Origin of the sequence: Saccharicrinis sp. 156 (genome assembly GCF_050589685.1) — a bacterium.
Taxonomy (GTDB): Bacteria; Bacteroidota; Bacteroidia; order Bacteroidales; family Marinilabiliaceae; genus Saccharicrinis.
In genome coordinates this window covers 20173-45078 of record NZ_JBNGOS010000011.1, presented here as the reverse complement: position 1 = coordinate 45078, position 24906 = coordinate 20173, and the positions used below count along the sequence as shown (strand labels likewise).

The 24906-nt window shown below is 40.4% G+C and carries 20 protein-coding genes; 16 read left to right on the top strand and 4 right to left on the bottom strand.

All coding sequences use genetic code 11. The annotated features are described in order from the left end of the window. Positions 1-56 precede the first annotated feature (56 nt). The 10 genes from ACRD64_RS08480 (at position 57) to leuB (ending at position 14302) form a co-directional block, all read left to right on the top strand. The gene (locus ACRD64_RS08480) at positions 57-944 is read left to right on the top strand and encodes an AraC family transcriptional regulator (RefSeq protein ID WP_430932876.1); all 888 of its coding nucleotides are present in this window, start codon (positions 57-59) and stop codon (positions 942-944) included. 202 nt (positions 945-1146) lie between these two features. Beyond that, positions 1147-2622, top strand: a complete 1476-nt coding sequence (gene ilvC / locus ACRD64_RS08475) for a ketol-acid reductoisomerase (RefSeq protein WP_430932875.1) — start codon at positions 1147-1149, stop codon at positions 2620-2622. 682 nt (positions 2623-3304) lie between these two features. After that, positions 3305-5131: a dihydroxy-acid dehydratase gene (gene ilvD / locus ACRD64_RS08470; RefSeq protein ID WP_430932874.1), complete on the top strand. Its 1827-nt coding sequence runs from the start codon at positions 3305-3307 to the stop codon at positions 5129-5131. Between the two features lie 104 nt (positions 5132-5235). Then, positions 5236-6945, top strand: a complete 1710-nt coding sequence (ilvB, locus tag ACRD64_RS08465) for a biosynthetic-type acetolactate synthase large subunit (protein ID WP_430932873.1) — start codon at positions 5236-5238, stop codon at positions 6943-6945. A gap of 32 nt (positions 6946-6977) precedes the next feature. Next, positions 6978-7532: an acetolactate synthase small subunit gene (ilvN, locus tag ACRD64_RS08460; RefSeq protein ID WP_430932872.1), complete on the top strand. Its 555-nt coding sequence runs from the start codon at positions 6978-6980 to the stop codon at positions 7530-7532. A gap of 190 nt (positions 7533-7722) precedes the next feature. Continuing rightward, on the top strand, positions 7723-9219 hold the full coding sequence (locus ACRD64_RS08455) for a 2-isopropylmalate synthase (RefSeq protein WP_430932871.1): 1497 nt from the start codon (positions 7723-7725) through the stop codon (positions 9217-9219). Between the two features lie 111 nt (positions 9220-9330). Then, positions 9331-10728, top strand: coding sequence for a 3-isopropylmalate dehydratase large subunit (leuC, locus tag ACRD64_RS08450; RefSeq protein WP_430932870.1), 1398 nt, complete (start codon positions 9331-9333; stop codon positions 10726-10728). A gap of 18 nt (positions 10729-10746) precedes the next feature. Further along, the gene (gene leuD / locus ACRD64_RS08445; RefSeq protein WP_430932869.1) at positions 10747-11331 is read left to right on the top strand and encodes a 3-isopropylmalate dehydratase small subunit; all 585 of its coding nucleotides are present in this window, start codon (positions 10747-10749) and stop codon (positions 11329-11331) included. A 171-nt stretch (positions 11332-11502) separates the two neighbouring features. Beyond that, positions 11503-13059 carry an alpha-isopropylmalate synthase regulatory domain-containing protein gene (locus ACRD64_RS08440; RefSeq protein ID WP_430932868.1) on the top strand — a complete coding sequence of 519 codons (1557 nt, stop codon included), beginning with the start codon at positions 11503-11505 and terminating at the stop codon, positions 13057-13059. Between the two features lie 184 nt (positions 13060-13243). Next, the gene (gene leuB / locus ACRD64_RS08435) at positions 13244-14302 is read left to right on the top strand and encodes a 3-isopropylmalate dehydrogenase (protein WP_430932866.1); all 1059 of its coding nucleotides are present in this window, start codon (positions 13244-13246) and stop codon (positions 14300-14302) included. Positions 14303-14498: 196 nt separating this feature from the next. Here the strand turns inward: leuB and gnd are convergent, their stop codons facing one another. Next, positions 14499-15950 (bottom strand): decarboxylating NADP(+)-dependent phosphogluconate dehydrogenase, encoded by a 1452-nt coding sequence (gene gnd / locus ACRD64_RS08430; protein ID WP_430932864.1) that lies wholly within the window; start codon positions 15948-15950, stop codon positions 14499-14501. Between the two features lie 115 nt (positions 15951-16065). Then, positions 16066-17202 carry a 4-phosphoerythronate dehydrogenase PdxB gene (pdxB, locus tag ACRD64_RS08425; protein ID WP_430932863.1) on the bottom strand — a complete coding sequence of 379 codons (1137 nt, stop codon included), beginning with the start codon at positions 17200-17202 and terminating at the stop codon, positions 16066-16068. A gap of 152 nt (positions 17203-17354) precedes the next feature. Here pdxB and ACRD64_RS08420 point away from each other — a divergent pair, with 152 nt between their 5' ends. Continuing rightward, on the top strand, positions 17355-19535 hold the full coding sequence (locus ACRD64_RS08420; RefSeq protein ID WP_430932862.1) for a TlpA family protein disulfide reductase: 2181 nt from the start codon (positions 17355-17357) through the stop codon (positions 19533-19535). Positions 19536-19669: 134 nt separating this feature from the next. Here ACRD64_RS08420 and ACRD64_RS08415 read toward each other — a convergent pair whose 3' ends face one another. After that, positions 19670-20341, bottom strand: a complete 672-nt coding sequence (locus ACRD64_RS08415; RefSeq protein WP_430932861.1) for a DNA alkylation repair protein — start codon at positions 20339-20341, stop codon at positions 19670-19672. A gap of 47 nt (positions 20342-20388) precedes the next feature. On the opposite strand from ACRD64_RS08415, the gene ACRD64_RS08410 reads away from it, so the two are divergent. Both ACRD64_RS08410 and ACRD64_RS08405 read left to right on the top strand, forming a co-directional pair. Next, positions 20389-21081, top strand: a complete 693-nt coding sequence (locus tag ACRD64_RS08410; protein WP_430932860.1) for an SIR2 family NAD-dependent protein deacylase — start codon at positions 20389-20391, stop codon at positions 21079-21081. A 62-nt stretch (positions 21082-21143) separates the two neighbouring features. Continuing rightward, complete coding sequence (locus ACRD64_RS08405; protein ID WP_430932859.1) at positions 21144-21785, top strand: porin family protein; 642 nt, start codon at positions 21144-21146, stop codon at positions 21783-21785. A 54-nt stretch (positions 21786-21839) separates the two neighbouring features. Here ACRD64_RS08405 and ACRD64_RS08400 read toward each other — a convergent pair whose 3' ends face one another. Continuing rightward, positions 21840-22355, bottom strand: a complete 516-nt coding sequence (locus ACRD64_RS08400; protein ID WP_430932858.1) for a ComF family protein — start codon at positions 22353-22355, stop codon at positions 21840-21842. A gap of 408 nt (positions 22356-22763) precedes the next feature. Here ACRD64_RS08400 and ACRD64_RS08395 point away from each other — a divergent pair, with 408 nt between their 5' ends. The 3 genes from ACRD64_RS08395 to ACRD64_RS08385 all read left to right on the top strand — a co-directional run bounded on the left by ACRD64_RS08395 (position 22764) and on the right by ACRD64_RS08385 (position 24902). Then, positions 22764-23117: a carboxypeptidase-like regulatory domain-containing protein gene (locus tag ACRD64_RS08395; RefSeq protein WP_430932857.1), complete on the top strand. Its 354-nt coding sequence runs from the start codon at positions 22764-22766 to the stop codon at positions 23115-23117. 251 nt (positions 23118-23368) lie between these two features. Further along, positions 23369-23830, top strand: coding sequence for a toxin-antitoxin system YwqK family antitoxin (locus ACRD64_RS08390; RefSeq protein ID WP_430932856.1), 462 nt, complete (start codon positions 23369-23371; stop codon positions 23828-23830). A gap of 157 nt (positions 23831-23987) precedes the next feature. Continuing rightward, positions 23988-24902 (top strand): DUF362 domain-containing protein, encoded by a 915-nt coding sequence (locus ACRD64_RS08385; RefSeq protein WP_430932855.1) that lies wholly within the window; start codon positions 23988-23990, stop codon positions 24900-24902. The last annotated feature ends 4 nt before the right edge of the window (positions 24903-24906 follow it).

Genomic DNA, 24906 nt, shown 5'->3' with positions numbered 1-24906 from the left:
TATTACAACGAGGTATGGTTCAAATTTCCTATCTTTAGCCATAACTTTTTCTCTACGTGCCAACAACAAAACAAAACATACCAACCTACGGGTTAAGATCCTTTAGTCATCCGCAGCATGCCAGCCGGCATTTTCATGTGGAGCCTTTTGATGCCAACCGTCATTTTAGGGTGAGCTATCCGCACCGCCACGATTTTTTTGAGGTATTGTATCTCACAAAAGGTTCAGGATTTCATGTGATTGATAGTAGTGAGTACAAAATTGAGCCGCCCTGTGTATTTTATATGTCGCCCGGGCAGGCCCATAAAATCGAATTTTCAAGCGATATTGAAGGCTACCTTTTTATTTTTGCCGCCGAATTTTATCTGTTCGATAAAAACAACCAGAATCGTTTGCTCGAATTTCCTTTCTTTTTTAATATTCATCAGGACAATCCGCCGTTGCAATTGGTAGACCGATCAGATTGTGAATTTTTAAAACAATTGTTTGTTAAAGGAATTGATGAAGTGGGCAGAAAGGATGGCGGCGACATTAACCTGCTTCGTTCTCTGTTAGATACTATATTAAACTATACGGCCAGATTATATCCTACCGAAGAAGAAGGGGTGTCATCAGGGAAAGGGCATCTGATTGTGAAGCGGTTTTTTCAGTTAGTAGAGGAAAATTACCACAACAATTTAAACGTGAACCAATATGCAGAGTTATTGGCCATCACTCCCAACCATCTAACCCAAACCCTTAAGCAATTAACGGGGCGTACTTCTAACGAAATCATCCAATCGAAACAAATACTGGAAATAAAAAGGTTATTGGTCCATACTAACCTCACGGTTACCCAAATTTCCGACCAGCTTAATTTTACCGATCAATCGTATTTTACCAAGTTTTTCAAAAAGCAAACCGGTGTTACACCCATTGTTTTTAGAAGCGAATTTGAACGGTAATTTTTTATTCATTGTTTCTGTATATTTATAAATCCATGAAAAGTACCTAATAAAAGTGCTTTTTTACGATATTTGTTAATGTTTTTATCTGTTGATTTGTAATGTGAAGTTCTGTAACTTGCTAATCCGTTAAAGGGAAGCTGGTTATTTTACTCGTTTTCAGTGTTTATTCTAAAAATATTTAATATCTAAATTTATTAAAATGGCTAATTATTTTAATACTTTACCGTTGCGTGAGCAGTTGAATCAATTGGGAGTTTGCGAATTCATGGACAGCTCGGAATTTGCGGATGGAGTTAAGAAGCTTAAAGGCAAAAAAGTTGTAATCGTAGGATGTGGGGCGCAAGGTTTAAACCAGGGGCTTAACATGAGGGATTCTGGCCTGGATGTTTCATACACTTTGCGTGAAGCAGCTATCAAGGAGCAGCGACAATCGTGGAAAAATGCTACTGAAAACAATTTTGCCGTTGGAACTTACGAAGAAATGATTCCAACCGCCGATATGGTAGTAAACCTTACTCCTGATAAGCAACACACGAACGTGGTAACTGAGGTAATGCCATTGATGAAACAGGGCGCCACACTTTCTTATTCGCATGGTTTCAATATTGTTGAGGAAGGAATGCAAATCCGTAAAGACCTTACGGTTGTTATGGTTGCTCCTAAATCCCCGGGTTCGGAGGTACGTGAAGAGTACAAAAGAGGATTTGGTGTTCCAACCCTAATCGCTGTTCACCCCGAGAATGACCCGAACGGTGATGGACTTGAAATTGCAAAAGCATATGCCGTGGCAACCGGAGGTCACAGGGCTGGTGTGCTTCGCTCATCTTTCGTAGCAGAGGTTAAATCAGACTTGATGGGAGAGCAAACCATTCTTTGTGGTTTGTTACAAACTGGTTCTATTCTTTCTTTCAACAAAATGGTTGAAAAAGGAATTGAAAAAGGATATGCCTCTAAATTGATCCAGTATGGATGGGAAGTAATTACCGAAGCTTTAAAAATCGGTGGTATCACTAACATGATGGATCGTCTTTCAAATCCTGCTAAGATTGAAGCATTTAAAATTGCCGAAGAGTTGAAAGTTATCATGCGTCCATTATTTCAAAAGCATATGGATGACATCATGAGCGGAGAGTTTTCTTCTACCATGATGGAGGACTGGGCTAACGGAGATAAAAACCTATTGGGTTGGAGAGCAGAAACGGGTGAAACTGATTTCGAAAAAACGCCTGCTGGTGATGTGGAAATCAGCGAGCAAGAGTATTTCGACAATGGTACTTTGTTGGTAGCATTTGTGAAGTCTGGTGTTGAACTTGCTTTTGAAACGATGACCGAGGCAGGTATCAAAGAAGAGAGTGCGTATTACGAATCATTGCACGAAACGCCCTTGATTGCCAATACTATCGCACGTAAAAAACTTTTCGAAATGAACCGTGTAATCTCTGATACGGCAGAATACGGATGTTACCTGTTCGATCACGCTTGTAAGCCATTGTTAACCGACTTTATGAAAAAAGTGGAGACTAACATAATTGGCAAAAACTTTAACGAAGGCGTTGAGGGCAGTGTGAGCAACAAAGAGTTGGTAGATGTTAACGAAGCGATACGATTCCACGATGTGGAAATTGTGGGTGCTGAGTTGCGCGATGCTATGACTGCCATGAAAGCTATTATCTAAAATTGATAATTCATTAATGATATAAACCCTGTTTTGATGATGAATTTAAAACGGGGTTTTCCTTTATCCAAACTATTGAAAAACGATAGGAGTTTTTCATACAAAGAATGAGTGAATAATAAAAATAATAGATTCGGATTATCTATTTAATTATTCGATGATCGAATAAGTTAACAATCTGCGTCGCAATGATTTTGTCTTATGTAAACGACCACACAATCAGGTGTTTAAAAGAAGATTGGAAGGTATTGTATAAACATGCAGTTGACTTGTTTGAAAATGAAAAAATATACGTTTTGGAATTGATGTTGCGTTGAAAGCCTTGCTATTAGATGAAAGGTAAACGCATAATTTTGCGTTTATTCTTTTGGGGATTGAAAAAAAACTCTACATTTGTAATCGTTGGTTTCAACAAAAGCAAAGCGAAATGAATAATATTTTTTCACTCATTCTCATTGACGTCATTCTCTTGGTCATTACCAAGCGAACGTGAGAATGCTGTGCAAAAAATAATCATATAGGATATTTTGTATAGGCCTTTCTCACAGTGTTGAGAAAGGCTTTTTTTTTGCTAAATTTTTATGGGCATAGTTTGATTTTAAAAGTGTAAAAAGGTTGAATAGACATTAGTAAAGATGTGATGATCTTGTGTCTGGATACTTGCGATTTGATACTAAAAGAAATGAAGAATAAATTAAGAAGTGCAACAACTACCGAAGGCCGAAGAATGGCTGGCGCACGGAGCTTGTGGCGGGCAAACGGGGTTAAAGAGGAGCAATTCGGTAAACCGATGATTGCCATTGTTAACTCATTTACCCAATTTGTTCCTGGTCACGTTCACTTACATGAGATTGGGCAGGAGGTAAAAAAAATGATTGAAGCCCAGGGGTGTTTTGCTGCGGAGTTTAATACCATTGCGGTGGATGACGGAATTGCCATGGGACATGACGGTATGTTGTACTCATTGCCTTCGCGCGATGTTATTGCTGACAGTGTGGAGTATATGTGCAATGCTCACCGGGCCGATGCCATGGTTTGTATTAGTAATTGCGATAAAATAACACCCGGAATGTTGATGGCGGCTATGCGATTAAACATTCCGGCCATATTTGTTTCAGGTGGCCCTATGGAAGCGGGTAAAGTGGGCGATAGGGCGCTTGATCTGGTAGATGCCATGGTGATGGCGGCGGACGATTCGGTTTCCGATGCCGAGGTAAGTGCGGTCGAAGAAAACGCATGTCCTACTTGTGGTTCTTGTTCAGGTATGTTTACAGCCAATTCCATGAATTGTTTAAACGAGGCCATTGGTTTGGCTTTGCCAGGAAACGGTACTATAGTGGCAACGCATGCCAACAGAAAACAATTATTCGAAAAAGCGGCCAAAATAATCGTTGAAAATACGTACAAATATTATAGAGATGGCGACGAATCTGTTTTGCCAAGAAATATTGGAACATTCAACGCGTTTAAAAATGCGATGACCTTAGATGTGGCCATGGGAGGATCTACCAATACCGTACTGCACATTTTAGCCATCGCACATGAGGCAGGCGTTAATTTTACGATGGACGATATCGACCAGATTTCAAGGAACACACCCGTTCTTTCAAAGGTTGCACCAAACTCGCATTACCATATCGAGGATGTGAACCGGGCTGGCGGTATTTTGGGTATTCTTGCAGAGTTGGATAAAGCCGGTTTGTTGGAGAATTCTGTTTCCAGGGCGGATGGACTTACCTTAAAAGAAGCAGTTGCCAAATACGATGTAACTAATCCAAACGTTTCGGATGAAGCTAAGGATATTTATACGAGTGCCCCGGCAGGTATAAGAAACCTGACTATGGGATCGCAAAAAACACATTATGCCAAGCTGGATTTGGATAGGGAAAACGGTTGTATCCGTTCTGTTGAAAAAGCTTACAACAAAGATGGTGGTCTGGCTGTTCTTAAAGGAAATATTGCCGCAGACGGGTGTGTAGTAAAAACCGCAGGTGTTGATGAATCAATTTTTATATTTAAAGGAAAAGCCAGAGTTTACCAATCACAGGATGATGCTTGTGAAGGTATACTCTCAGGGGAAGTACAGGCGGGTGAAGTTGTCGTAATCATATACGAAGGGCCCAAAGGAGGGCCTGGTATGCAAGAAATGCTTTACCCGACATCTTATATCAAATCGCGTCACATGGGTGAGAAATGTGCCTTGATTACCGATGGCAGATTCTCAGGGGGAACCTCAGGATTATCCATCGGGCATATCTCACCGGAAGCAGCAGCAGGTGGTGCAATAGGGTTAGTTCAGACCGGCGATGAAATAGAAATCAATATTCCGGAACGCTCCATCAACGTGCTTGTTTCGGATGAGGAATTATCTGTAAGAAGAAAAGCCGAGGAAGCAAAAGGTGATACTGCATTTATGCCGGAGCCGCGCGAACGCCAAGTGTCAAAAGCACTTAAGGCATATGCACATTTGGTAAGCTCAGCGGATAAAGGAGCAGTAAGATTAATTTAGAAATTAGACGATTATACATCAGATAAGAGTCAGAGAAGTCGATGATCTCTTATCTCAAAGTCAATCAATCTATAAATATTATGGAACCACAAAGCCAATTACTCATGGAAAAGAACAACAAGGGAAAAGAGAGAATTTCCGGTTCGGAAGCATTGCTTCGGTCATTATTATGTGAGGGTGTGGATTTAATTTTTGGATATCCCGGAGGCGCCATCATGCCGGTGTATGATGCCCTTTACGATTATCAAGACAAACTTCACCATGTACTCACCCGCCATGAACAGGGCGCTGTTCATGCCGCACAAGGATTCGCTAGAGTTACAGGCAAGGTGGGTGTCTGTTTTGCAACTTCGGGTCCCGGAGCCACAAACACGGTAACAGGTATTGCAGATGCGATGATCGATTCTACCCCGTTAGTAGTTATCACTGGTCAAGTCGCCTCGCCATTGCTGGGTACCGATGCTTTCCAGGAGATTGATGTGGTTGGTATCACCCAGCCTATTACCAAGTGGAACTATTTGGTGAAAACTGCGGAAGAAATCCCGGAAGCTATTGCAAGAGCTTTTTTTATAGCCTCGACCGGCCGCCCGGGCCCGGTAGTAATTGATATAGCTAAAGATGCTCAGTTTGGAGAGGTGGAGTTCAACTATAAAAAGGTGAACCACATTAGAAGCTATACTCCGGTTCCACTGACCAAACCGGAATCAATACACGATGCGGTCGACATCATCAATTCTGCCAAGAAACCGCTTGCGTTGATTGGTCAGGGAGTAATCTTAGGGCATGCGGAAGAAGAGCTGAAGGCATTCCTGGACAAAACGGGTATACCTGCCGCTTGGACATTGTTAGGTCTGTCCGCTATGCCTTCCGACTATGAATTGAATGTAGGTATGTTAGGCATGCACGGTAATTATGGGCCAAACGTTAAAACCAACGAATGCGATGTGTTAATCGCCATCGGAATGCGTTTTGATGATAGGGTGACCGGTGATGTTAGTACCTATGCCAAACAGGCGAAAGTTATTCACTTAGAGATTGACCCGGCAGAGGTAAATAAAATAATAAGGGCGGATGTTGCCGTATTAGGAAGTGTAAAAGATACTTTGCCTGCCTTAACAAAGGAGGTGAATGGTAATGCATACCCGGAATGGTTGGCAGAGTTTAAAACTTGCGACAAGATAGAAAATGAAAAAGTCATTGCCAACGAGGTTTTCCCAACACAGGAAGGTTTAACCATGGGCGAGGTGGTTCATAAAGTATCCAAGGCTTTTAATGATGATGCTGTATTGGTAACAGATGTAGGTCAACATCAAATGATGGGCTCACGCTATTTTAAATTTAAGCAATCCAGAAGTAACGTAACTTCTGGCGGTTTAGGAACCATGGGATTTGGCCTTCCGGCTGCTTTGGGTGCTAAACTGGGTGCCCCGGAACGTGATGTGTGCGTTTTTATCGGCGACGGAGGTTTTCAAATGACTATCCAGGAGCTGGGAACTATTTTCCAGACTAAAGCAGCGGTTAAAATCATCGTACTGAACAATAACTTTTTAGGTATGGTACGTCAATGGCAGGAACTTTTCTTCGATAGCCGATACGCTTCAACTGAGTTGCTGAATCCTAATTTCCAGATGATTGCCAACGGATTTGGAATTGATAGTGCGTTAGTTGAATCCAGGGATAACCTGGATGAGGCGATTGACAAAATGGTAAAACATGATGGCCCGTTTTTCTTGGAAGTAAAGGTTGAGAAGGAGGGTAACGTTTTTCCAATGGTACCATCGGGTAGTTCAGTTTCAGATATTCGTTTAGAATAGTAGTATTTATTTCAGCTTAAAAAGATTGAAACATGCAACAAGAATTCACAATTACCATATTTTCCGAAAACCATGTCGGGCTACTCAATCAGGTTACTACGGCTTTTACCCGTCGTAGTATCAACATTGAAAGTTTAAATACCTCGGAATCGGCCCTTGAAGGAGTACATAAGTTTACTATCGTAGTGTTTACAACCCGCGAGCAAATGGATAAACTGGTTGGCCAACTGGAGAAAAAGTTGGATGTGCTTAAAGTGTTTGTATTTACAACCGATGAAATAATCCATCAGGAGTTGGCTTTATACAAAGTGGCTACAGCAGCTCTGCTTAATGGCAATGAGATAGAAGAAATCGTACGTAAGTATGGTGCGCAAATTATGGAGGTAACACCTGAATATACCGTAATTCAGAAAACAGGCCATAAAGCCGAAACGCAAGAATTGTTTGTGAAGCTCGATAAGTATGGCGTATTGCAATTTGTGCGTTCGGGCAGAATTGCTATCACAAAACTAAGGACGGAATTGCTGGAAAAGTATCTCAAGAAATTGAGAACTGAAAATAAAATTAGAGGAATCGAGACATATTAAAAGTTTTTATATATTGGCTTTGATCAGATGGCTTCAAAGACCTGGTTTGACAATGTTATGTAACAAGGGGTCTGGCAGCCACCGGATAAATGTTTAAAAAGGTAACGCAGTAATCGGGGTCTGGTCACAAAGTTTTAATAATAGGCAAGAGGTCTTCCCGGCTTCTTCCATTAAATACGATAATAAAGTTATGGACAATAAAATTTATATTTTCGACACCACTTTGAGGGACGGGGAACAGGTCCCGGGTTGCCAGTTAAATACTATTGAAAAGATAGAAGTAGCTAAGCAACTGGAAAAACTGGGTGTTGATGTTATAGAGGCCGGGTTTCCGATCTCCAGTCCTGGAGATTTTAATTCGGTCGTCGAAATTTCTAAGGCGGTTACCAATCCAACTATTTGTGCTTTAACACGTGCGGTAAAAAAGGATATTGAGGTAGCTGCCGATGCACTTAAATTTGCAAGAAGAGGTCGTATCCATACCGGAATAGGAACTTCGCCTTACCATATCTACCAAAAATTAAATTCTAATCCCGACGAAATTATCGAACGCGCCATTGCAGCCGTTAAATATGCCCGTCAGTTTGTGGATGATGTGGAGTTTTATGCCGAGGATGCCGGGCGTAGCGACAACGAATATTTGGCCCGGGTAATAGAAGCCGTGATAGGTGCAGGTGCTACAGTGGTAAATATTCCGGATACAACCGGTTATTGTTTGCCTAAGGAATATGGAGAAAAAATTGCCTATCTGGCAAACAACGTGCCTAACATCGACAAAGCAATTATATCAACGCACTGTCATAACGATTTGGGCATGGCAACGGCAAACTCTTTAGCGGGTATTGTGAACGGTGCTCGCCAGGTGGAAGTAACACTGAACGGACTTGGTGAACGTGCCGGCAACACCGCATTGGAAGAGGTGGTTATGGCTATCCGTAGTCATAAAGATCTTAACTTTAGGACGGATGTTGATACAAAGCAAATCATAAGAACCAGTAAGTTAGTATCTACCTTAATGCGTATGCCGGTTCAGGCTAACAAGGCTATTGTAGGCCGTAATGCGTTTGCGCACTCTTCAGGTATTCACCAGGATGGTGTGTTAAAAAACCGCGAAACATACGAAATTATCGATCCGGCTGATGTAGGTGTTAAAGAATCAAGTATTGTACTTACCGCTCGCAGTGGACGTGCAGCTCTGAAGCACCGATTAGAGGTGCTGGGATATAAACTGGAAAAAGAAAAGTTGGATCACGTTTATAAGAACTTTCTGGTACTGGCCGATTCTAAAAAAGATATCAGCGATGAAGATATCGAGGTTTTGGTGGGGCATGAGAAGAAGGAAAAACGAGTGCTGAAGTTGGATAAATTCCAGGTGATATGTGGAAAATCATGCATTCCGTCAGCGACCGTTACGATTAACCACAACGGAAAAGTGATGACGCAAAACGCCATAGGTAATGGGCCTGTTGATGCGGCATATTCGGCCATAAAAAAAATGCTTAAGGTAGAAGATGTTGTATTGGAAGAATATTTGGTTCAGGCCGTTACACGTGGCACATCAGAAATTGGCAAAGTGCACGTTCAGTTATCTCATGATGGAAGAACAGTGCATGGTTTTGGCGCGAATGTAGATATCCTTACCGCATCGGTTTGGGCATATCTGGACGCACTATCGAAGATAGTTTAACAGAGACAAAAGTATAAAGGCGAAAGTATAAAGATTACTGTTTCTGATATCTTTTGTCTTTATTCTTAATGCTTTATAATAGAATAGTAATAACATATAAATATTAGAAAATTGGCAGGGAAAACGCTTTTCGACAAGATTTGGGATATGCACGAAGTGAAGACTATCGAGGATGGTCCTTCCGTATTGTATATCGACCGCCACTTGGTTCATGAAGTAACCAGCCCACAGGCATTTGCTGGGCTAAAGGCAAGAGGAATTAAAGTATTCAGACCGCAAAATACATTTGCTACACCTGATCACAACATTCCAACGATCAACCAACACCTACCCATCGCAGATGAGATTTCACGCTTTCAAGTGGATACCTTAACGAAAAACTGCGAAGACAATAATGTAACCTTGTTTGGTTTAGGACATCCTAAAAACGGGGTTGTTCATGTTATCGGACCGGAAAATGGGATCACTCAACCGGGTATGACCATCGTATGTGGTGATAGCCATACTTCCACACATGGTGCCTTTGGTAGTATCGCTTTTGGTATCGGCACTTCGGAAGTGGAAATGGTGCTTTCTACCCAGTGCATTATGCAACCACGTCCTAAAACCATGAAAATTAACATCGATGGTGAAATGGGTAAAGGCGTCACAGCCAAAGACCTGGTGCTTTACGTTATATCAAAATTAACTACCGGAGGAGGTACGGGTTACTTTGTTGAGTTTGCAGGTTCTGCAATTCGCAGCTTAAGCATGGAAGGCCGCATGACCGTATGTAACATGAGTATCGAGATGGGTGCCCGTGGAGGATTGATTGCGCCCGACGAGAAAACCATTGAATACGTTAAAGGCCGTGAGTATGCTCCCAAAGGCAAAGACTGGGATATAGCAGTAGCCAAATGGAAAGAGCTGGTGACTGATGCAGATGCCGAATTTGATAAGGTATACAACTTTGATGCGGCAGATATCGAGCCTATGATTACCTACGGAACAAACCCAGGAATGGGAGTGGGTATCACGCAAAGTATCCCAACTTTGGATACGGTTGAAGAGTCTTCTCAAAAAACTTATTTGAAATCGCTTGACTATATGGGGTATGCTCCTGGTGAAGCTATGTTAGGTAAAAAAATAGATTGGATTTTCGTGGGTAGTTGTACCAACGGACGTATCGAGGATTTAAGAGTTTTTGCCAATGCCGTTAAAGGCAAGAAAAAAGCTGAAGGCGTTACCGCATGGATTGTTCCCGGTTCCCATCAGGTTGAAGAGCAGGCTATTGCTGAAGGGTTAAAAGATATTCTTGAAGAAGCCGGTTTTGAATTGCGTCAGCCCGGGTGTTCTGCTTGTTTGGCAATGAACGACGATAAGGTTCCTGCAGGAAAATACTCTGTGGCCACAAGTAACCGTAACTTCGAAGGTCGTCAGGGCCCGGGTGCCAGAACATTGTTGGCAAGTCCGTTGACTGCTGCGGCGTGTGCTGTTACGGGAGTAATTACCGATCCTCGAACTTTATAATTTAAAAATCAGAAGAAAATGCCAATAGATAAATTTGTAACAATAGAGTCGACTTATGTGCCACTACCCATCGAGAATGTGGATACCGACCAAATTATTCCGGCCCGTTTCTTAAAAGCTACTACCAAAGAAGGATTTGGGGATAACTTGTTTGCCGACTGGAGATACAATAAAGACGGTTCCCCTAAGGCTGATTTCGTGTTGAACAATCCAAAGTATTCCGGTGAAGTATTGGTGGCTGGCAAGAACTTCGGTTCTGGCTCAAGTCGCGAACATGCCGCATGGGCAGTTCATGGATATGGTTTTAAAGTGGTAGTATCCAGTTTTTTTGCCGATATCTTTAAAAACAACTCACTCAATAACGGTGTGTTACCGGTAGTTGTTTCGGAAAGTTTCCTTGCCGAATTATTTGCAGCCGACGAAACCAATAAGGTGGTGGTTAATCTTCAAGCACAAACCATTACCAATACTGCCTCGGGAAAAACGGAATCTTTTGAAATAAATAGCTACAAGAAAAACTGCTTGTTGAACGGTTATGATGATATCGATTATCTGATCAATTCAAAAGATGAAATAGAAGCCTACGAGCAAAGCTTAGCTTAAATTAATATAGACGGCATAAACTTTATAGGGTTTATGCCGTTTCTATACAAATTTGGCATTTTGGCCTTTAAATAATTTATTAAACACAGGTTCGTCGTTTTCGGAAGCATTACTTGTTATTATCCTCTGTGCCTCTGCGATTCTGTGTTCATCATTCTATTAAGTGCAAACATGAAGATTGAAGTAATGGATACGACGCTCCGTGACGGGGAGCAAACTACCGGAGTATCGTTTAACGAAGGAGAAAAACTGGCCATGGCCGGTTTGTTGCTTGAAGAGGTAAAAGTAGATCGGATTGAAGTGGCTTCGGCTCGGGTTTCTGAAGGTGAATTTGCAGCTGTTAAGCGAATTACCGAATGGGCAAAAAAACATAATTGCCTGGAGAAAATTGAGGTCTTGGGTTTTGTGGATGGCGATGTCTCCTTAAAATGGATTCAAGATGCTGGCGGCCAGGTTATCAACCTGCTTACCAAGGGTTCGTTAAAGCATGTTCAAAGCCAGCTCCGAAAAACACCGGAAGAGCATATGGCCGATGTGGCCAAGGTGGTTCAAACTGCCAGCGAAATGGGCATCGTTGTAAATGTTTATCTCGAGGATTGGAGTAACGGAATGCTGACTTCGCCGGAATATGTGTACTTTGTAATTGGCGAAATCAAAAAGATGAACGTGAAAAGAATTATGCTGCCGGATACCTTGGGTGTGCTGAATCCTGATCAAACCTATCAGTTTTGCTCCGACATTGTTACTCGCTTCCCGGATACGCATTTCGATTTTCATGCACATAACGATTACGACATGGCTGTGGCCAATGTTTTCTCATCATTAAAAACAGGTATTAAGGGCATACATACCACGGTAAACGGTTTAGGCGAAAGAGCCGGGAATGCGCCATTGGCCAGCGTTATCGGAATATTGAATGATCATCTTAAATTGGAAAACAATCTCGACGAATCCAATATCACGAACGTGAGTAAGGTAGTCGAACAACTTTCAGGCCTGCGAATTCCGGAGAACCAGCCTATAACCGGATATAATGTGTTTACCCAATGTAGTGGTATTCACGCAGATGGAGACAGTAAAGATAACCTGTATTTCAATAACCTCATGCCGGAACGATTTGGCCGCAATCGTAAATATGCGTTGGGAAAAACCTCGGGCAAGGCCAATATTAAAAAGAACCTGGAGGAACTGGGCATTGAGCTGGAGCCAGAGGCGATGAAAAAAGTGACCGAAAGGGTGATTGCACTGGGTGATAAAAAAGAGGTAGTAACCATTGAGGATTTACCGTTTATTATTGCCGATGTATTAAAGAGTTCATCTGTAAAAGATGCCATCAAAATAAGAAATTATAACCTTTCTTTAGCCCATGATTTGCGCCCCTTAGCATCTATTAGTGTGGAAATTAACGGTAAGCGATATGATGAAACCGCGGTAGGTGACGGTCAGTACGATGCTTTTATGAAAGCCTTATGGCGTATTTATAACAAGCTAAAAAAAGTACATCCGGTGTTGTTGGATTACTGGGTGAGTATCCCTCCGGGAGGGAAAACGGACGCCTTGGTAGAAACCATGATTACCTGGGATTACAAAGGGGTTGAAATTAAATCGAGAGGGCTTTCTGCTGACCAGACTGAAGCTGCCATCGAAGCCACTATTAAAGTGCTAAACGTAATTGAGGAAGGCACCCTAACGCGCCAGGCCGACTGGAAAGAGAAATTGGAGAAGTAAGAAACGAACACAGAGACAAAAAAGACACAGAAAAATTTTAAAGTAATGTGTTTAGTTTCTGCTAAATTGAAATATAAATTCAAAATAAATAAACGAATAAAGTAATAAACATAAAAAAGCTCAGAGCCTCCGTGCTTCTGTGTTTTTTGTCAGTTTATAATACTTTGTGATTAATTTTTAGGAAATGAAATTGAATATTGCTGTATTAGCCGGTGACGGAATTGGTCCCGAGATTGTAGCGCAAGCACAAAAAGTGATTGATGCCATTGCTACCAAGTACAACCACGAAGTAACTTACACGCCAGCTTTGGTTGGTGCTACTGCCATCGATCAGGTGGGTGATCCTTACCCTGAAGCAACGCACGAAGTTTGTATGAATTCGGATGCCGTTTTATTTGGGGCCATCGGTGACCCAAAATTCGATAACGATCCCAAAGCCAAGGTTCGTCCGGAGCAAGGTCTTTTGGCCATGCGTAAAAAGTTAGGCTTGTATGCTAACATACGTCCGGTAGCTACATTTCCTTCCTTGTTGGATAAGAGTCCATTGCGTTTAGATATTGTGGAAGGTGCCGATTTGGTGGTGGTACGTGAGTTAACCGGGGGTATCTATTTTGGCGAAAAAGGCCGTTCGGAGGACTTAAAAAAGGCTTTCGATACTTGTACCTATACCACGGAGGAAATTGAGCGTATCCTAAAACTGGCGTTTTCATATGCAGGTAAAAGAGACAAGCGTTTAACGGTTGTGGATAAAGCTAACGTATTGGCAACTTCTCGTCTTTGGAGAGAGACCGCCCAGGCAATGGAACCAGAATATAAAGATATTGCCGTAGATTACATGTTCGTTGACAATGCGGCTATGCAGTTGATCCAGTGGCCTAAAAAATTCGACGTGATGGTTACCGAAAATATGTTTGGTGATATCATTAGCGATGAGGCTTCTGTAATCACAGGTTCTTTAGGATTATTGCCATCAGCTTCTGTTGGTGTGCATACCTCCGTATTTGAGCCTATTCACGGTTCTTACCCACAAGCTGCGGGTAAGGATATTGCCAACCCGGTTGCAACGGTTCTCTCGGCTGCTATGTTACTGGAATCTTTGGATTTATTGGAGGAAGCGCAATTGGTGCGTGACGCGGTTAATAAGTCATTGGAAGAAGGAGTGGTAACAGAAGATATCAGCAAGGAAAAATCGTACAAAACATCTGAAGTAGGTGATTGGTTAGCAAAGTATATTGCGGGTTAATTGTTGAAGTTTAAATAGATATAAACCTTGATTATTAATTTAGTCAAGGTTTTTTTATGCATTTTACCCTGAAAAATTCAAATTGTATTTGAGCTATTCAGAGTAAAAAATTGTTGTTGATATAGCTGACACAACAAAGGCTGCTCAAATCAATGAACAGCCTTGTATATAAGTATCTTATCTAATGCCTGACAATCTATACATCATAAGTCGTAGAAGCCGTATCTCCACCTCGTCCGGTCCAGTTGGTATGGAAATACTCTCCTCTTGGTTTATCTACTCTTTCGTAGGTATGCGCTCCAAAATAATCGCGCTGCGCTTGCAATAAGTTAGCTGGCAAGGTCTCTGTTCTGTAACCATCAAAATAACTCAATGCACTTGAGAATGTTGGAACAGGAATACCGTTCATAACAGCTTGTCCAACTACCTGACGCCATCCTTCCAGTGCTTCCGATACCTTACCTTTAAAATAAGGGTCGAGCAATAAGTTGGGTAATTCAGGATTGTTATCGAAAGCCTCTTTTATATTCTTTAAAAATACGGAACGGATAATACATCCACCACGCCACATCAAAGCGATGCCTCCATAATTTAAATCCCAGTTGTTCTCTTTGGCTGCTTCGCGCATCAATACATAACCCTGTGCGTAAGAAACAATCTTGGAAGCAAAAAGGGCATCCTTGATATACTTGATAAATTGCGCTTTGTCACCCTCGAATTTCTTGATAGGCGAGCCCAATAATTTGGCGGCTTCAACGCGCTCTGCTTTTTGCGCTGACAGGCAACGAGCGAATACCGATTCGCCAATCAAGGTCAATGGTACTCCAAGATCCAGGGCAGAAATGCCTGTCCATTTACCGGTTCCTTTTTGTCCCGCAGCATCCAGTATTTTCTCCACCAACGGCTCACCGTTTTCTTTGTAGGCCATGATGTCGCGCGTGATCTCGATCAGGTAACTGTCCAGGTCGCCTTTGTTCCACTCTTTAAAAATATCGTGCATCTCATCATGCGACAGCCCTACATATTCCTTCATGATATGATAAGCCTCACAGATCAGCTGCATATCGCCATACTCAATGCCATTGTGCACCATTTTCACAAAGTGGCCGGCACCGTCTTGTCCCACCCAGTCGCAGCATGGTACGTTGTTTTCTACCTTGGCAGATATGTTTTGAAAGATATCTTTAATAAAAGGCCATGCTTTATCAGAGCCTCCGGGCATTATTGATGGTCCCTTTAAGGCTCCCTCTTCGCCACCTGAAACACCGGTGCCTACATATAGCAATCCTTTTTCTTCCACATATTTGGTTCTGCGGATGGAATCAGGGAAATGGGAATTGCCACCGTCGATGATGATATCGCCCTCCTCAAGATAAGGAATGATTTGGTCGATGAGTGCATCAACAGGCCCACCGGCTTTTACCAGCATCATGACTTTACGTGGGCGTTCCAGCGAGGCCACCAGTTCTTCGATAGAATGGGTTCCGATAAAGTTTTTGCCGGCACCGCGACCGTTCACAAATTTGTCGACTTTTTCGGTGGTTCTGTTGTAAACAGCTACAGTATAGCCTTTGCTTTCCATGTTTAAAACCAGGTTCTCGCCCATTACGGCTAAACCAATTAATCCTATATCTGCTTTTTTGCTCATATCAGTAAATTATTTGTAGAAGCTCAAATTTAACGTTTTAACCTGATTATTTCATAAACTTTTGTAATAGAATAATTGATGAATAGATCAGGTTAGGCCTTATTATCTAATTTATTTAAACCAATTCAATATGTTCGAAACCTATTTTGTTCAGCATTTCTTTTAATTCTTCCGTTCCGTTTTTTAAAATTACCTGGTACGCCTGAAACTCCCTCCGAATTGGATAAGATCCTCTTAGCTGTTCGAAAGTTTCTGGATGATGCCGGAAACGTGTATCATCTTCCTTGATAATGTAGGTGTGCAACACGGCTTTCGTCCAAACATCCTGATGGCTTAGGCCATACGCATCTATGTGAATAGTTGGGTTACCAGGAGCCGGAATATTATCTGGATACCAATCCTTTAACGGTAAATCAAAAGACCGACTAATAGCCTGAACACTCATGGAAGTTCCATTAGCCTTCCCGTCGGCAGAATATCCTGCTATATGCGGCGTGGCGATAAAGCTTTTGTTCAGCAAGTCAATATTCATGTCCGGTTCGTTTTCCCATACATCCAGAATAACTTGCCCAATTAACTGATTATTTAAAGCAACTAACAAATCATTATTATTCGTAACCTCTCCTCTTGAACTATTAATAATGATCACACCTTTTTTACATCTCGAAAACAATTGTGTATTCCCCAAATGGAATGTTTTGTATTTACCCTCTCTTTGTAATGGAACATGAAAGGTGATAATATCCGATTTTGTGATCAGTTCGTCGAGTCCCACAAAATTCCCATTTCCTTCTTTTTCTGCTCTGGGCGGATCGTTCAGAAGTACTTTCATGCCTATGGCTTTCGCAAAATCAGCTACTTTACTACCTACATTACCTACGCCAACGATTCCCAAAGTTTTATCTTCCAGATCAATGTTCTGTTGGCTTGCAATGGTGGCCAAGGTAGCGGCTACATATTGTTTAACAGAGCCAGAGTTGCAACCCGGTGCATTCGTCCATTCAATTCCACTTTTTTCGCAATAGTTCGTATCAATATGATCAAACCCGATAGTGGCCGTGGCTATCATTTTGACTTTGCTTCCTTTCAGGTTTTCCGAATTACATTTTGTTCTGGTGCGAGTTATCAGAGCATCGGCATTTTTTACAACATTGGCATCCGTTTTTGCTCCCGGTAGATAAGTAACATTCGCATATGGTTCAAGTACTCCTTCCAGAAAAGGAATTTTATTATCGGCAATAATGTTGATCATAAATAATAGTTTACACAAATGTAAAAATTATTGCCGATTACCTATTTACGCATTGCAACTAAATTTCATCCATAATTTTAAGGAAATTGAGCTGTTTTGACTAATAGACTTTGTATATTTATTGTTCAAATTGTCAAATAATATTTTAAACTATGAAGAACCTATTTTTATCAGCCTTGGTTTTGCTAATCTCGGCAAGTATGCTTGCCCAAAAAGCCAAAGTAATCAATAACCCTTATTATGAGTTCAGAAACACTGGTCTCAATACGATTTCTAAAATAGAAACAAGCCCGGAAGAAACCCGTGTCTATATACATTCAACTTTTATACCGAATTGGTGGGTCGACTTTAGCAATGAAGAAAAACTTATAGATTGCGATACAAAGAAGGAATATAAAATAAAAGAAGTTGTTGGGGTAAAATTCGGTCAAAAAGTAAGAATGCCAAGTTCGAGTGACAGCACCTTTGTATTGGTTTTTCCTCCGCTCGATCAAACAACCCAAAGCTTTGATTTTAACGATCAAATTTTTGGTGTTTCGCTCGATGAAGGCAAAGCGGGACTGAAACCACACAATTTAACATTGCCCATTGAAATAAACGAATGGCTTAACAAAGAAGTGGATAAATGTAAGAAAGAACCTTTAAAGGATTATAACTCCAGGGATTTCTTTTTGGAAGAAGAAGGAAGGATTGTAGGTTATATAAAAGGTTACTCCGCTAAATCTGGTATAACCACTGGAATGGTATATTTGAGCAACTATTTAACAGGAGAGGATTACCCTATTGTAGTTGAAATACAACCAGATGGACGTTTTGATGTAATGCTTCCGCTCATCTCCCCATTATATTCATCCATGAAAATCGGTAAAACCTGGATTCCTTTTTACCTGGAACCTGGCCTCACTTTAGGTATGATTTTGAATTGGGAGGATTTTTTATACGCCGACCGCTATAGACATATAAACTACAAAATGTGGGATACCGGTTTCAAAGGCAAACTGGCAAAGATTAACCAACAGTTGTTGGACTTTGAGTTTGAAGACAGGAGTTACTTTAAACACAGAGAGCAGCAGAAAAAAATGACCGAGGATGAATTGGCAGAACTATATACACGTAAGAAGGAAATGGAACTGGCCAAGGTCGAGTATTATATTAAAGCATGGCGAATAAACGCTGACAAGGTTTATCCTATATTAAAAAATAAGATTATCCTAACACATGCGCAAGAATTGTATTCGTTGGCCAGGCAAAGAAAATATATAGCCAGACAAGATACGACTAATAAGGAATTACAAAAACCACTTCCCGATTCGTTTTACAATTTCTTAAGGGATATTCCATTGGGCGATCATGCTTTGTTTATCAATACTGAATTTAGATCATTTGTAAACGCTTATGAATTCAGCGAGTTGATAACCAAACACACAAGAAACATAAAAATCCAACCCCCTGTTAATGTATATCAATATTTAATCGATAATGAACCATTGTTATCCAAAGAGGACAAGGAATACGCTTTACTTGCCTCAAAAAAAGGAAAAACACCCGAAGAAATTGAGCAAATGAAAGATATGCAGTTAAGCTATAAGGTATTTAGTGAACGGTATGGCAGCACTATCCAAAAATGGCAAGAACTGGCATCGGCTCACAGATATAAAGCAGAAGTGCCAACATGGGATGATGCAGAAAAAGAACTGGCCGAAAAATATAACATCGAAAATAACCTCACGTTGGATGTTGCTAAAGTGAGGTCATTAAAGTACAAATTCGAAAATGTAGACAAGGGAGTTGCTGAGGAATTTTGGCAGGATTTAAAAGAAGGTATCGAGCATCCGTACCTAATTGCGACAGGTGATAAACTGTTTGAAAAAGTCTATGGAGATAATGCCAACCGAGCGTACGAACTGCCGGAAGGAACAGCCGCTGAAATTTTCAACAACATTATTAAACCCCACAAAGGCAAAATATTGTTTGTGGACTTTTGGGCTACCTCATGTGGTCCTTGTGTTGGAGGTATCAAGCGAATGAAAGAGACCCGAAAGGAGTATGAAAACAGCAAGGAAATCGACTTTGTATTTATCACAGATGAACAAAGCTCTCCCGAAAAAAACTACAATGAGTTTATTAAAGATCAGGAGTTAAGAAACACCTATCGCATTTCGGGCAACGATTATTTATACCTACGCCAGCTATTTAAATTCAATGGTATCCCGCGATATGTTGTTATCGACAAAGAGGGGAAAGTGATGGATGATAATTTTCGCATGTATAATTTTAAGACGGAATTAGACCATATAATGAAATCGCGAAGTGATAAATTAACCAAACAGTAGGATGAAGACTACCATAAAGTGAACGATGAATGTCAATTCCTGTTTCCAGAAGAAAGAAAGAGTTTGTGTTGGGTCAACTGAAATACAGCTAACAGGTGATACCATGTCACGTCGTTTCTAGCTCTAAAGTTCTTCTACTTTATCAATCTTAGGGCCTCTCTTTTGCTAAGTGGATGTAGAACAGTACTTTTTGAGTACTGTTCTACCCATTGCGGGTTTGTTCTGCTATATTGCCTTAGGATCCATCCAATAGCCTTGTTGATAAAGAACTCTTTCGACCCTAAAAGGTGTTTGATTACATAAGTAAGGAACTCTGTGTCCAATTGCTCTTTATAAAACAATTGACAGATAAGGCATGAACGTTTTAACCAAATATGGTCAGAGTTTAGCCATTTCTCAGTATACACATCTCTTTGTTCAGGGAATTTTAGAAAGTAATCTCCCACAAGTTTTGGGCCAATACCGTCAACGCTATCCCACCACGACTTGTTAACGATGAGGTGTTCAAACAACTTGATGTCGTCAAATTCTATTTGTTTCCGGTATTTATATAAAAGATGTATGCCGAAATATTGGTACTCTCGCTGAGGCTTGTTCCATAGCGATTTTGCTAAATTTTCGATATCCGTTTTTGGAGGTAAGAAATCTTTTTGGAGGAAAGGCTTTTCTATTTCTTTTAGCTTAGGTGCCCTGATACCATAAAACTCAAATTTGTTTTTCATATAATTCTTTTGCCATTGGGCAGTACTTGCATCGGCAAACCTTAGAAATTCAATTTCCAAAGTGTTGATGAAATCATGTACCATTTGTCACCTCATTTTTGTATTTTCACTAAAGTAAAAATATTAATTTAATGAGTAAAACTAAGATTGCAGTATTTTCGGGTGCCGGCATGAGCCAGGAAAGCGGTATCATGACCTTTCGGGATATGGGCGGGCTTTGGGAGCAATACGATATAACTGAAGTTGCAAGCCCAATTGCCTGGGCCAACACCCCTCAGCTGGTGATGGATTTTTATAATCAGCGACGAAAACAACTTTTCGAGTGTGAGCCCAATAAAGGGCACTTGTTGATTGCGCAATTAGAAAAGAAGTATGACGTACAAGTGATCACTCAAAATGTGGATGATTTGCACGAAAGGGCTGGTTCAACAAATGTGCTGCATTTACACGGTGAACTCAAAAAAGTACGAAGTACTATTGACACATCGTTGGTTTATGAAATGAAGGATTGGGAATTGAAGTTGGGTGACTTGTGCGAAAAAGGAAGCCAGTTACGGCCCCATATTGTTTGGTTTGGCGAGGCTGTTTGGGCAATGCACGAAGCGGTTGAGCTTATTCAGGAAGCTGAAATGGTGCTTGTGGTGGGGACTTCGTTAAACGTGTATCCGGCAGCAGGGCTAATGAACTACATTAAAGATACAATACCAATTTATGTAATTGATCCCGGATCGCCTGCTTTTACTCCACAAGAGAATATTACTTTCATTCAAAAAAAGGCTTCGCACGGAATGGAAGAGTTAATAGATATATTGATGTCAAATTAATAGCATGTGGTTGAATTGTTCAGTTAGTTGTGCTATCTTGACTTAAAATCGAATTCTGTTACATGTTAAGGTTTAAAATTGTCATATTATTTTTATTTCTGGTTGGGTTTTCCTCGTTTTCACAGGAGTTTAAAGCCGGTGCTATTGGAGGTGCTACCTTTAGTCAGGTGCATGGCGATAATTATGTAGGCTTCAACAAAATCGGATTGGTAGGGGGCCTGTATGTATCCAGGCAGTTTGCCGATATATGGGCAGGCCAACTCGAAATTGTATATAAGCAAAAGGGAAGCAGGCACAATCCTAATGAATCTAAAGGAGATTTTAACTTGTATAAGTTAAACTTCGATTATATGGAAGTTCCCTTGCTGGTTAAAGTAGATGTTAATGATTTTTCGTTTGAGGCAGGAGCGGCTTTTGGTGTGTTAATTAATTCCAAAGAGGAGGATCAATATGGAACATTAATCTCCGATTACCCCTTCGAGGACTATGAATTGTCAGGACTGCTGGGTGTCAATTACCAGTTTCATCCGCGTATGTTTGTGAATTTACGTTGGTCGTATGCTTTTACCAGGGTTCGTAAAGCTTATGGAGGAGCTTTTGACAACCAAAAACCACCACATTGGATGGATGGTAAATATGGTCAGTATAATCATCTGGTCAGTCTTTCATTGTACTATGAATTTGAGAGTCTCTTTGGTAATTAACCCTGGTGCAACCGTAGCTTGTTGCGTTTTTATCAACATTCATGATAAAATGAGTTAATTGGTGGCATATGCTAATGTGGCCACAAAAATCCTGGTTCCTTTAATTTTTGCCAGGTTTGAGGCACAGGCTTCAAGGGTCGCACCGGTTGTTAATACATCATCCACTAATAACACCTTTTTGTTTTCTAATATCGAAGGATTCCTAACGTCAAAACTATTCGCAATATTTTCCCACCTTTTATATCTTCCTTTATTGGTTTGGCTGGTGGTATAAATACGCTTGTAAAGGTTGTCGGGCATTACTTTGCCCGATATGTTTTCTGCCAACCCCTTAGCTATCCATTCGCTTTGGTTATAGCCGCGCTTAGCAAGCTTTTTGGGATGTAAAGGAACGGGTATTAAATAATCAATATTATTAAAATAGTTCACTTCAAGTAGTTCCTGGCTATATAACTTGCCCAATTCATAACCCAGTTCTTTTTTATTTCCATATTTTATGGCATGCAAGATGTACTTGACCATACTTCCTTTGGTGTAAAGCATAAACGATACAACTTTTTCAATGTCCACTCTGCCCCAAAATATTTTGTTTAAAGGATTATCGTCCGCTAAATGAAAATACGAACGTGGTAATTTTTTTAAGCATTTAATACATATATTTTTTTCGTGCTTATATAAAGCTGAATTGCAAATGGGGCATATTCGGGGAAAGAACAATTGAAAAAAATCGGAGAAATAATTCATGAGGAATTAAGTTTGTTTGAACTTTAATTTAAGAAAAAATACAATCAAACAAAAAATTAATGGCGTAAGACTTACGATTTGTTAACGTACATGTAAACAGGCGGTAAGATTCTGGTAATATTAAAAATATATTTTTGTTGTGACAGAAATATAGGAATGACAAATAAAATATCATATCCAATACTCTAAAAAAGAGAACCTGTGATGACTGACTATACCACTAAAAAGAGAAAAATGAAATTCATAGTATTATTAACAGCAGTTGTAGCTATTTTATCACTGAATAGTTTTAAAGGAGAAAAGTCAAGTAAGGTAAAGGTCAAAGCGGCCGCAACAACCCATATCTGTGGTTCAGTTATCGATGAGGTCACAGGAGAAACACTTGTAGGTGTTGAAGTAGCGTTGGAAGGTACCGATTTGAAAACTTACACTGATTTTGATGGCAATTTTACTTTTGATAATGTAAAAGTAGGAACCTACAAGATGGTAGCTAAGTTGGTGTCATATAGTGAAATAAAAGGTGAAGAAGTAATAGCAAGCGCGAATGGTGAAAACACTGTTCATGTCAGGATGAAAACAGTGAATTAAAAAATATTTAACATACGAGTAAAAAAAGCCATCTTATATCCGGATGGCTTTTTTGTTGTCTATTAATAAGATAAGGTGTATATGGTTATTTCGCTTTAAAACTTAATATAGAAAATTTGCATTTAATGTAACTTTAATATTAATTTGAGGTTAAGATTACGGTACACATGAGGATTTGACCTACAAGGTGGTGCACAGCTACTTTAAATCCGGGAGGCTTTTTGATTATAAACAATTTAAAATTGAAAGCCATGAGAATATTGATGACATTATTGCTTTTTATGGGTCTGGTGACCTTCGGCCAAGCGCAGTTGATACTGAGTGAAGAGGATGGTTTGTATTACAACCAAAACGGTGAGCTTTACACCGGCACTTATGTGGAACTGTACCCAAGCGGGAATAAACGTGTTGAAATGAAAGTTGTTGAGGGGAATAAACAAGGTATTTCAACCTATTATTTCGACAATAAATTAACACAGGGAATTCGTTCATATGACAAAAACAAAATGGACGGCCTATGGGAAACATGGAACGAAGAGGGAGTTAAATTAGGAGTGGCCAGTTACAAGAAAGGTGTAAAGCATGGTGAGTGGAAAATATTCGACGAAAATGGAACCTTAAGGTACGATATGTTATATGTAAAGGGTAAAAAGTCGGGGGTTTGGAAAATTTATGACGAAAAAGGGAAACTGACGTCAAAGAAAGAGTTCTAAAAGTTTTTTGAAAAAATTATAAAAAAAAGGGAGATACTATTGTAGCGTCTCCTTTTTTTATTTATACGCTTTTTAAATTGCCGTATGCATGTAAAACAAAACCATAAAAATTATAACTTTGGTTGTGATAGCGAAATGGTTTAAATGATAGATAGATATGGAACGAAGAGACTTTTTAAGGACAGGTGTAGGATTGGGGTTGTTGACGGGTGTAGGTCCCCTTTTTGGTGGATTAGATTCCCTAATGGCAAATAATGCGGCAGTAAAATCCGATTTGGCTGCTGTAAGAGGGGGTGAACCTGAAGAGATGTTTGATAAGGCCATGGAAGCGCTTGGCGGATTGGATAAGTTCGTGTCTAAAGGACAGTCTGTTCTGGTTAAACCAAATATTGGTTGGGATGCGCCACCGGAAAGGGCTGCAAACACAAACCCCAAATTAGTGGGACATATTGTGAAGCGTTGTTTCGAGGCTGGAGCTGCCGAAGTTAATGTGTTCGATAAAACATGTAACAAATGGGACAGGTGTTACAGCAACAGCGAAATACAAAAATATGTAAAAGAGGCTGGCGGAAAAATGGTGCCAGGCAATACCGAGAGTTATTACAAAGAGGTTAGTATTGCTAAAGGTGTGAGCCTTAAAAATTCAAAGGTGCATGATCTGGTTCAGAGTTCCGATGTATTTATAAATGTCCCCGTGCTCAAACATCATGCTTCCACAAAACTTTCGTTGGGAATGAAAAACCTGATGGGTGTTGTATGGGACCGGAAATTCTACCATAGCAACGATCTGCATCAATGTATTGCTGATTTTGTTACATTCCGCAAGCCGGATCTAACGATTATAGACGGTTACAACATGATGACAAAAAACGGACCGCGTGGTGTTTCCACTGCGGATGTTGTTAATTTAAAAGCATTGATTGCTTCTGCTGATATTGTCGCAACAGATGCGGCAGCTGCAAAAATGTTCGGACTTGAGCCTGATGAGGTTGGGCACATTAAAATTGCCCATGAAATGGGGTTAGGAAATAAAAACCTGAATGAGATAAACATTCATCGTATTAAAATTTGATAGG